The 10,685-nt window shown below is 68.1% G+C and carries 8 protein-coding genes; 3 read left to right on the top strand and 5 right to left on the bottom strand.

What is annotated here, in order from left to right; all coding sequences use genetic code 11:
- The 3 genes from ACOJSN_RS04815 to ACOJSN_RS04805 all read right to left on the bottom strand — a co-directional run.
- Positions 1 to 424, bottom strand: a 424-nt coding sequence (locus tag ACOJSN_RS04815) for an ABC transporter permease (RefSeq protein WP_420111373.1), incomplete at its 3' end; no start/stop codon positions are given.
- Positions 421 to 1,680 (bottom strand): nucleotide sugar dehydrogenase, encoded by a 1,260-nt coding sequence (locus tag ACOJSN_RS04810; protein WP_420111372.1) that lies wholly within the window; start codon positions 1,678 to 1,680, stop codon positions 421 to 423. The genes ACOJSN_RS04810 and ACOJSN_RS04815, both read right to left, overlap by 4 nt.
- Before the next feature lie 77 nt (positions 1,681 to 1,757).
- Complete coding sequence (locus tag ACOJSN_RS04805; protein ID WP_420111371.1) at positions 1,758 to 3,521, bottom strand: glycosyltransferase family 4 protein; 1,764 nt, start codon at positions 3,519 to 3,521, stop codon at positions 1,758 to 1,760.
- Positions 3,522 to 3,568: 47 nt separating this feature from the next.
- Here ACOJSN_RS04805 and wecB point away from each other — a divergent pair, with 47 nt between their 5' ends.
- From wecB to ACOJSN_RS04790, 3 genes are all read left to right on the top strand, one after another.
- The gene (gene wecB / locus ACOJSN_RS04800) at positions 3,569 to 4,690 is read left to right on the top strand and encodes a non-hydrolyzing UDP-N-acetylglucosamine 2-epimerase (RefSeq protein WP_420111370.1); all 1,122 of its coding nucleotides are present in this window, start codon (positions 3,569 to 3,571) and stop codon (positions 4,688 to 4,690) included.
- A 167-nt stretch (positions 4,691 to 4,857) separates the two neighbouring features.
- A complete protein-coding gene (locus tag ACOJSN_RS04795) occupies positions 4,858 to 6,297 on the top strand; it encodes a glycosyltransferase family protein (protein WP_420111369.1) in 1,440 nt (479 codons plus the stop codon).
- Positions 6,284 to 8,404 (top strand): acyltransferase family protein, encoded by a 2,121-nt coding sequence (locus tag ACOJSN_RS04790; protein WP_420111368.1) that lies wholly within the window; start codon positions 6,284 to 6,286, stop codon positions 8,402 to 8,404. Before ACOJSN_RS04795 ends, ACOJSN_RS04790 begins: the two co-directional genes overlap by 14 nt.
- A 17-nt stretch (positions 8,405 to 8,421) precedes the next feature.
- Here ACOJSN_RS04790 and ACOJSN_RS04785 read toward each other — a convergent pair whose 3' ends face one another.
- Positions 8,422 to 9,756, bottom strand: coding sequence for a glycosyltransferase family 2 protein (locus ACOJSN_RS04785; RefSeq protein ID WP_420111367.1), 1,335 nt, complete (start codon positions 9,754 to 9,756; stop codon positions 8,422 to 8,424).
- On the bottom strand, positions 9,753 to 10,685 hold a 933-nt coding region (locus ACOJSN_RS04780; RefSeq protein ID WP_420111366.1), incomplete at its 5' end, for a glycosyltransferase family 4 protein. The genes ACOJSN_RS04785 and ACOJSN_RS04780, both read right to left, overlap by 4 nt.

Raw genomic sequence — 10,685 nt, 5'->3', positions numbered from 1 at the left:
ACAGCGGCAGGACCACCCGGGGGAAGTCCAGTGCCCGGACCACCGAGATGTTCGAGGTGATCGCCGTCGATCCGGCCGTGATCGCTGCCGAGATCGACGTGAAGATGAAGATGCCGATCGTCAGGAACCCGACGTAGTTGTCGGTGCCGCCCCGGGTGTTCAGGATCACACCGAACACGAGGAAGTACACCCCGGCGAGCGTCAGCGGGCTCAGCACCGTCCAGAGCTGCCCGAGGAAGTTGTTCTGGTTCCTGCTGTAGCTGCGCGAGCTCGCCATCACCCACAGGAATGCGCGGCGCGACCAGAGCGTCTTGATGTACTGCCCGAGGCCCGGCCGGCTCCCGACCTTGGTCAGGCCGTGACGAGCCGCAAGCCGCGCGAGCTCGGAGGGCTCGTCAGCTCCGCCGCGCTGCGCCAGCGTCACAGCCGATGCGCTTCCGCATCGGTCGTGACGCCCTTGGTGTCGAAGAATCGAGCGGCCCCTGCGACCAGCTTCTCGGTGTCGTAGCTCTTGTGGTTCTGCACGAGGATCGCCAGGTCTGCATCGGCGAGCGCCGCATCGAGATCGGCCACCCGCTGGAGCTCATCGTCCCCGACCTTCCAGGTCTCCACGTTGGGGTCGTGGAACTGGACATCGGCGCCCATCTGACGCAGCTGCTTGGCCAGCGGCACCGCCGGCGACTCGCGCTGGTCGGCGATGTCAGGCTTGTAGGTCACGCCCAGCAGCAGCACCGTGGCTCCTCGCAGGGCGAGCGCGTCCTCGTTGAGGATGTCCTGGGCACGGCGGGCGACATAGGCCGGCATCGTCGCGTTGATCTCTTGCGCGAGCTCGACGAAACGGAACGGGTAGCCCAGGCGCGCCCGGACGTTGTAGCTCAGGTAGTTGGGATCGATCGGGATGCAGTGGCCGCCGACGCCTGGCCCCGGGTAGAAGGCCTGGAAGCCGAACGGCTTCGTCTTCGCCATCTCGATGACATTCCACAGGTCGATGTCGAGCTCGTGGCAGAACCGCGCCATCTCGTTGACCAGCGCGATGTTGATGTGCCGGTAGGTGTTCTCGAGCAGCTTGGCGGTCTCGGCCTCTCGCGTGCCCTTGGCCGGGACCACCGTGTCGACGAAGTGGCCGTAGAACTGAACGGCTCGCTCGGTGCATCCGGGAGTGAGACCGCCCACCACCTTCGGAGTGTTCTTCATTCCGTAGGTCGGGTTACCGGGGTCGATCCGCTCGGGCGAGAACGCGAGCGCGAAGTCGGTCCCGGCACTCAGGCCGCCCTCCTCCAGGATCGGTCGGACAACCTCGTCGGTGGTGCCGGGGTAGGTCGTGGACTCGAGCACGACCAGCATGCCGGGCTGCAGGTTGCGGGCGATGGTCCGCGTGGCGGACATCACCGCGCCCAGATCGGGCCCACCGTCCTCGGACAGAGGCGTCGGGACGCAGACGACGGCGGCCCGAGCCTGCGCGATCTCCGTCTCGTCGGAGGTCGCACGGAAGCCGGACGCGACCATGCTGGCGATGTCGGCGTCAGCCAGGTCGTCGACGTGAGATCGGCCGGCGTTGAGGCCCTCGATCACGCCCTCGTTGACGTCGAAACCGATCACGGAGAGGCCGGCGCGAACGGCCTCCTGGGCGAGAGGGAGGCCGACATAGCCCAGCCCCAGCACCACAACGTCTGCTGCCACGTCTGATTCCTCCATACGGATGATTGGCCTGCCACAGCATACGGTCCGAGTTTCGCGGAATCGCGCAAGCAGGGACGTCAGCCGACGCCGAGGCGATGATAGAGGTCACGGTAACGCTCTGCGGCTCGACGCCACGTGCGCTCGGCGTGTACCCAGTCACGTGCCGCTGCGCCGAGTGCGCCTCGACGATCGGCGTCGGAGACCAGCGGGGCGAGCGCGCCGGCGAGCGACGCCGCGTCTCCCGCTGCCGCCAGGTCCCCGGTCGCGCCGGGCCGCACGATCTCACGAAGCGGAGGGAGGTCTGAGGCGACGACCGGCCTGCCTGTCGCCATCGCCTCGAGCGGCTTGAGCGGCGGCACCAGACCTGTGACCGGAAGGTCCAGCCGCGGCACCGCGAATACGTCGATCGCGGCGTGGTAGCTGTGCACCTCAGCGAACGGCACCCGACCCGGCAGCACCGCGACCCCCTTGCCGAGCGCGGAAGCGCGGCGCTCCACACGTCCCGCCGCAGGGCCGCTCCCGACGACGAGCAGGCGAACATCGTGACCCGCCTCACGCAGGATGCCGACCGCGTCGACAAGAGTGACAAGCCCCTCGTAGTCGTTCAGGGTCGTGACGGTGCCGATCACCACCTCGTCACTGCGGATACCCAGCCGCTGCCGCAGCGCGGCCGCGTCCGGTGGCTTCTGGAGGAAGCGGTCGTCCACCGCGTTGGGCACCAGGACGACGCGTCCTTCGGGGACGCCACGCGAGATCACCTCAGCGCGCAGGACCTCAGAGATGACCACGACTGCATCGGCAGCGAGCATGGCCTCGGTCTCGCTCGCGCGCGAGAGTCGGTAGCGGTCAGCCGCCGCGTCGCCGCCGCGCGAGCGCCACGTCTCCTCCAGCATCCCGCGCACCTCGTAGATCACCGGGGTGCCGGTGAGGTCACGCTCAGCGAGCGCGGCCCGCGCGTTCAGGTAGTTGCTGTGCGCATGCAGAACCGTCGCGCCCAGCTCGCGCGCCAGGCGGCCGCGTGCCGCCGCATCTGCCTCGACGAGCGCGGCCACATCGACCGGCAGACCGAACGGCAGCGCACGGTGATAAGGCACACCGTCCACAGTCACCGCGCTGCGTGCTCGCAGGTGCCCCTCAGTCACAGGGAAGCCGACGCGCGGGGCCACGCGGGCATCCACCCCGATCGAACGTTGGGCTCGGACGATTCCCTGGGTACGCGTGGTGTAACCCGCCTGCACCTCGGGCAGCGCATTGGTCACCATGTGCAGCACCAGCGGATCCGCTGAGGCGCGTGAGCGCGCATCGTGATCTGCCTCCGCCGCCAGCGGAGGCCGCCCGGTGGGACCGAGCACAGCGAGCTCGGACTTCAGTCGTCGCCGCAACGCACGAGCCCGCGCGCTGCGCTCGGAGGCGATGGCGTCCTCAGCCTCCGTCAGGAAGCCGAGGGTCCTGAGGCAGAGGGCACGCGCGTAGCGGTCATCGGCGGAGTCGTCGTCGCACAGATCGATGAGCTCTAGAGCTGCCTCACCGTCGTGCGTCGCCAACGCAACCGCCGCGGCACCCGGGCGACGACGCCGGGTTGTCGCCGATCGAAGGATCGCCGCGGTGGCTTGCTCCCGGTGGCCGGCCGCAGCGAGCGCGAGCGGTGCCCAGCTGCCCGAGCTGCGCCTGGCGGCCCGAGCGACGACAGTCCGAACCCCGGAGGGCGCCGCCCGCAGCAGTCGGCTCAGGGCGACCGCCGAGTGGTCGTCGAGATGACGACGCAGTGTGGCCGTGGCGATCGCTGCCACGGCCAGGGGCGACCCGTCGAGAGCCGCGAACCGACGCCGATCAAGGGACACGGATCACACTCCTGGCACACTGATTCGGGCCGGGTCAGTATGGCATCATGGCCGGGCTCGGCTCCGACCCGGAGGGAACCTACATGCACGGCCCCGTGCTGCACGTCACCGGTGCGCGCCCGAACTTCCCGAAGGCAGCACCGGTCATCCGGGGACTCGACGCGCTGGGGATCGATCAGGTCCTCGTCCACACCGGTCAGCACTATGACGACAAGATGTCCGAAGTGTTCTTCCGGGAGCTCGATCTCCCTCGTCCCGACCTGAACCTGGGCGTGGGTTCCGCTTCGCATGCCACACAGACCGCGAAGCTCATGGTCGAGCTCGAGTCCGTGCTCACCGACCGTGCACCCTCGCTCGTCGTGGTCTACGGCGACGTGAACTCGACGGTGGCAGCCGCGCTGGTGGCGGCGAAGCTGGAACAGCCGCTCGCCCACGTCGAGGCTGGCCTGCGCAGTTTCGACCTGTCGATGCCCGAAGAGATCAATCGGATGGTGACCGACCGCCTCTCAGCGCTGCTGCTGTGCACCAGCCCGGATGCGATCGCGCACCTCGCCCGAGAGGGCGCTGATCCCGACTCGATCCACCTCGTGGGCAACCCGATGATCGACACGCTCCTGGGCAGCCTCGACCGTTTCGACGTCGACCGTGCACGAAGCGAACACGATCTCGACGGACCGTATGCGGTCGCGACTCTGCATCGCCCCGGCAACGTCGACGACCCGGGGGATGTCGCCGCCCTGGTGCGTGCGATGCACGCCGTCGCCGATCAAGTTCCCGTTGTGCTCCCCCTCCACCCTCGCGGCTGGGAGCGGCTTCGTGGCGCGGGCCTGTTCGACCACCCCGGCATGAGGATCGTGGACCCGCTCGGCTACCTCGACTTCATGGGCCTGGTCCGAGGCGCCGATCTGGTGGTCACCGACTCCGGCGGTGTGCAGGAGGAGACGACCGTTCTCGGTGTGCCATGCCTGACTCTGCGCCCCAACACCGAGCGTCCGGTCACCATCACCCACGGCACCAACCAGCTGGTCACCCGGGAGACCCTCGCTGAGGTCACCGCCGCGACCCTGGCTGTGGGACGCCCACAGACGTGGCCGACGCCGCCACTCTGGGACGGCAAGGCCGGTGACCGCGTCGCTGGGGTCATCTCCGGTTTTCTCAGGGAGAAGTGAGGGTGCCGCGCGCGCTCAACGTGCTGCGAGCCACTGCTGATCTGATCACGCATCCCAGTCGGCTCCGCGGATGGCGTCGGCACCTCGGCCAGGCGTGGCATGCGCCAGGCAGCGCAGGAAGGTCAGCTGGGCGGCCGTCCCGCGGAGAGGGACCTGGCCCCCGCGGCGTGCGGGTCCTGGTGCACGCCGACCAGTGCCTCACCGAGACGTTGCGTCCTGAGTGGGAGCAGCTGGAGTGGGACGGCGGGACTCTCCCGCCCGATCTCGATCTCGTCCTGATCGGCTGGCCACCCGAGGATCCGGCCATGGCCGAGCGCCTTGCTTCCGCTGCTGCGACCGTCGGTGCACCGACCGCCGTCTGGGACACCAGCGATGCCGGTTCTGCCATCTGCCCGTTCGGCACCCACGCTGACCGACTGCTGCTCCGCTCCGCTGACCGCCGCCAGGACTATCAGGGTGCGGACGCTCGCGTTCTCGATCCGGGCGTGCAGCCGCGCATGCACAACCCGATGCAGCCGACAGGACCCCGTGCCCCCGTGGCGCACCTGACGAGCGGGCCCGACCCCGTCCTCGATGAGCTCGGAAGCCTGCTCGGCCAACCGGAGCGCAGCGAACGGTCGTACGCGGTCGTGGTCGTCCGCGGCAGCGGCACCACGCCCGATCGTCCGCTCGAGCTGCTCGCCGAAGGGACCGTCCTCGTGGCGTCGGATCCTGGCGTGCAGGCGATCTCGTCCGCGGTCGAGGTGGTCGACACGCCTGACACGGCCGCGCAGCGCCTGAGGTCGCTGACCACCCACGCCGAGCTGCGGCGCCGGGTCGCCCAGGTGGGGGTGCGCCGCGTCCTCAGCGAGCAATCGACCACGGTCGCCGTCGACGAGTTGTTGGCGGACCTGGCCCTCGCCACGCCACGTCGTGCGCGGCCCGTCACGGCCATCGTCCCGACGATGCGCCCCAGCCAGATCGGCCACGTGCTGAAGTTCGTCGCGCGCCAGTCTCACGGTCAGGTTCAGCTGGTCCTCATCACCCACGGCTTCACCGCCGATGCGGACACGGCCGCTCTGGCGCAGGACCTGGGCGTGACCGACCTCCACCTGATCGCCGCGGATGCCGACCTCACGCTCGGCTCACTCATGAATCTCGGCGTCGACGCCGCCGACGGCGAGTACGTCGCGAAGATGGACGACGACAACTTCTACGGAACCCACTACCTGAGCGACCTCCTCGCGACATTCGATTTCAGCGGCGCCGAGGTCGCGGGCAAGTGGGCACACTTCACCCACCTGGAGGCGAGCGGCGCCACCTTCCTCCGGTTCCCGCAGGCGGAGAACAGGCTCACGCGCCTGGTTCAGGGTGGCACGCTCGTACTCCCACGCTCCGTCGCTTCGGCGCTCCACTTCGAGGATCTTCCGCGCCGCGTGGACACGACCTTCCTCGAGAAGGTCGCCTCAGTGGGCGGAACCGTCTACTCGGCCGATCGCTACAACTTCGTGTCGGTCCGCGGCGCGAAGGTTGATGGCCATACCTGGAAGATCACGGACAGCGAGTTGCTCGCCAAGCCTTCGGCCGAGTTGTTCTTCGGAGAGCCCTGGACCCATGTCGATATCTGAGAAGCAGCCCTCCCCGCCCACCCAGCAGCGCGAGGGGCAGGGACACCGCGGCGCCCAGGGCTTCCGGCCAGACATCGAGGGCCTGCGAGCCGTCGCAATCGGGCTCGTGCTCCTCTACCACGGTGGACTTGACCAGCTCACCGGCGGTTTCGTCGGTGTCGACGTGTTCTTCGTGATCTCAGGCTTCCTCATTACCGGCCTGCTGATCCGCGAGATTGAGAAGTCCGGGCGCATCTCGCTCGCACGGTTCTATGCGCGCCGAGCCAAGCGCCTGCTCCCAGCGACGGCAGTCGTACTCGTGGTGACTGCCTTCTTGACCTGGCTGACGGTGAGCGTGATCGACTGGCGCACCTTCGGGACCGACATCGTCGCCGCTGCTCTTTACGTGGTGAACTGGCAGCTCGCCGCCCGCTCTGTCGACTACCTCGCCGAAGACGTCGGTGTCTCGCCCGTCCAGCACTTCTGGTCCCTCGCGGTCGAGGAGCAGTTCTACATCGTCTGGCCGCTGCTACTGGTCGTGATCGCGTGGTGGGTGCGCCGTCGGGCTGCTGCCCGACTCCGCGCCGTGATGACCCTCGGCATTCTGGTCATCGTGCTGCCGTCCCTGGCGTACTCGGTCTACCTCACCAGCACGGGACCAGCCACAGCGTTCTTCGTTACCCCGACTCGGCTCTGGGAACTCGGGATCGGCGCGTTCGTCGCGATCGGATCGGCGATCTGGCCGAGGCTCCCGCGGATCGGCGCCGCCGTGCTCGGCTGGGCAGGACTGCTCGCGATCGGCCTGTCCGGTTTGGTGTTCTCGTCCTCGACGCCGTGGCCCGGCTACCACGCGCTCGCACCCACGCTCGGCACAGCCGCCGTGATCGTGGCCGGCTTCGCCGCAGGCAAGGCAGGCCCAGCCGTGCTGCTCTCCTGGCGTCCGGCCGTCTGGATCGGCGGACTCTCATACTCCCTCTATCTGTGGCACTGGCCCCTGCTGATCGCCGCCACCGCCTATTGGGGCGAACTCGGCACCAAGAAGGGCCTGCTCGTCATGGCAGTCGCCTTCATCCCCGCCTACCTGTGCTACCGGTTCGTGGAGAATCCGATCCGGTTCGCTCCCTCGCTGTCGGCGTCCAATCGGTACACCCTCTCCCTCGGCGCGACGTTCACCCTGATCGGCGTCGTTGCCGGTCTCGTGCTCTCCCTCGCAGTCCCAAGCACCGCGACACGACCAGACGACGGCGCCGGGGGCTCCGACGAGGCACTGGGAGCGGCCGTCCTGGAGCCGGATGCCCCCGCCACGTCCGGCGGCGACGGCACGGCGGAGAGCCTTGCGGAGGTTGAGTGGTTCACCCCTGCCGCGTTGGATGCACCTGACGACGTTCCGGACGCCTACGAACAAGGTTGCCAGGTCGCCCAGGACTCACCGGACCCAGTCCTCTGCGAGTACGGCGACCCCGAGTCGGACACCGTCGTGGCAGTCGTCGGCGACTCCAAGATCCTGCAGTGGGAGTCTGCTTTCGAGGAGATCGCGACCGAACGCGGGTGGCGAGTCGTCTCCATGACGAAGTCTGCGTGCGTCTTCGGCCCGAACTCCAACTCCCGCCAGGGCGGCGTCTACACCGAGTGCACCGAGTGGAGCGCGACGGTCCTGACTCAGTTGCTTGAGCTCCAGCCGGACGTCGTACTCACGTCACAGGGCGCCCGCACAGGCTATGCGCCCGGAGCCGAGGAGCCGACAGAGCAGGCAATGGTCGACGGCATTGCCGACTACTGGGGGACATTGATCGAGAACGACATCCGAGTCGGAGTCGTGCTCGAGGTCCCCGAGCCGCCTGGCAACGTGTGGGAGTGCGTCGCCGAGAACCCGGACGACATCGCTACATGCGCCTTCCCGACCGACGAGGGCATCGATGGCAGCGCAGCCGCGGTACAGACCGAGGCCGCCGAACGGGTCGGCGCCGAGATCATCGACTACACAGACATCATCTGCCCGTCCACGGTCTGCCCGCCGGTGATCGGCAACGTGCTCGTGTGGCGCCAGGGCGGACACATCACAGACACGTACGTGCGAACCGCGTCAGGACTCATGAGAGAGCAGTTGATCGACGCGGTCGAACAGTAGACACCAACGGCAAGCGCTCACACCGATACGTGAGCCGCGGGGTCCCCATAGAACACGAGGCTTCCGCGCTTCGTGAAGAAGCTGGCATCGCTCGCTTGCCACGTGTGCTGACTGACATCGGTCCCACGCACGCTCACGTAGTTGTAGCGATCCGCTGAGTAGATCCGGTAGCCCCGCTCAAGCGCCCGGTCGAGGATGTCGCTGTCGACCGCACGCGGGATGTCGCTGAACCGCAGGCTGCGCACCACGTCCGTCGAGAAGAGCATCGAGCCACCCTGCACCCGACGCTCCCGCCGATACTCGGCGTCCGGGTATCGCAGCACGACGGCTCCGGACGATCTCAACCAAACGAAGTGCGCCCACTTTCCGACGATGTCGGCCCCAGAGCATGCCACAGCGTCTACGAGATCACCGACGAACTCTGGGCCGTAGTAGTTGTCGTCGTCCACCTTGGCGACATAGCTGCCGGAGGCAGCCTCGATGCCAAGGTTCATGCACAAACCGAGAGTGAGGCTGACGTCGGCTGGCACGATGACCAGTCGCGTCACGCCCGCCTGATTCGCTCGTTCACGAAGGTCGTTCTCGTCGAGATCGATGCCATGGAGCACCAGCACCAGCTCCACGGGGTGGCGCTGGCGCCCGACGTTCGCGAACACGTTCGCCATCTGGTGCGGGCGGTTGCTCGGGACCACCACCGACACGAGAGGAGCAGGTTCTGTCGCGGCGAGATGTCGAGTGGCTCGCCGGCGCACCAACAGCGAAGAGCGATCGGACAGCTCATCCTGGAACAACAGCGGGAGGACCCTGTCTCGCAGATCCGCCACCCCATCGACAATCGTGACGAGGTCCCGAACTGTCTCGGGAAGATCGGCAACCGTTGTCGCGAGCCCATACGACGGCGTACCGGACAGCGCTGCTGCCACGACATGGTCCGCGCTGGAGCCAGGACCCACGAGATGCGCCCGGTAGAAGCCGGTCGCGAAGCCGAGTAACGGGTCGCTCTCGGCCCACTCGTCGATCCGGTGCGGAACCGAGACCGGTTGCTCCGGGTCGGTCGATGACGGCTCCTGGAGCGCGTGCCACCACGTCAGATCCGTGCTCAGTGCACGCGCGAACCGATCGCGCGCTGCACGGGGCGGTGCGACGCCAGCAGCCTCGAAAGCAGGGTGGCGACCGGTGATCGCCTCCGCCGAGTCGTGCTTCTGAACGACGAGCCGGCGGCGTCCCGCGGGTCCGGCGGCCTCACCGAATCGCGTCGCCAGGCGCGGCCCTGACAGCCCTCCCGGTCCGTGCAGCAGCACCGTGGCGGTCGCCCGCAGGCGCTGGCGAGCCCGACGGAGAAGCGATGTCACGCGGCCTCACCATCTGCTGTCAGCGGACCGGGGAGGAACGAACGGTAGGCGCGATCCACCCGCTGGGCGACGCTGCTCCAGGCACCCTTGTCCACGACCCACTCGCGAGCGGCCACACCGAGGCGCCCACGAAACTCAGGATCGCCGACGAGCCGGTCGAGCTTGGCCGCCAGATCCTTCACGTCGCCCTTGGCGAAGACCAGACCCGTCTCGCCGTCATGCACGATCCGCGCCAACGCGGCGACATCAGAGACAACCACCGCCTTCGCCATCGCCATCGCCTCGTACGGCTTCATCGGTGAGATGAGCTCGCATACCTGCAGCGGCAGTCGCGGGAACGGGGTGATGTCGGTGACCGACAGATAGCGCGGGATCTCGTGGTGCGGTAGCCGCCCGGTGAACGTCACGACGTCGGACAACCCCAGCTCGACGACATCTCGCCGCAGCGAACCGTCCTGCTGCCCGTCCCCGACCATCAGCACCTTGAAGTCGTCGCGTCGCGCATGGAGCTCGGCGACCGCGCGCACGAGCAACCGGAGACCCTCGTAGTGCGGGAAGCCACCGAGGTAACCGATCACCGTCTTTCCCGTGAAGCCCAGCTCAGCAGCAAGCTCCTCATCCCGGGGTGCGGGCGTGAACTCCTCGACGTGGACGCCATTGGGAACCACAGTCATCTTCTCGCGCGGGACACCACGCGCCACCATCTCTTCGCGGAGGGCATCGGTGATGACGAAGACGTGATCGGCTCGGCGGCAGGTCTCCGTCTCGGCAGCGATGAGGAATCGGCAGTCGTCACTGTCGGCGTACGGCGGATGCGCGGCCGTACGCATGAGGTCCTCGGCCCCCCGCATCTCGTAGATGAACGGGATTCCGAGTCGGGCCGCCGCCGGGGGCCCGGCCCCTCCGGTCGCGGAGAAACACGCGGCGGG

This window comes from Pseudactinotalea sp., from assembly GCF_048594945.1.
Lineage (GTDB): Bacteria > Actinomycetota > Actinomycetes > Actinomycetales > Beutenbergiaceae > Pseudactinotalea.
The sequence above is the reverse complement of the archived record's forward strand: the minus strand, read 5'-3'. Positions and strand labels throughout refer to the sequence as shown.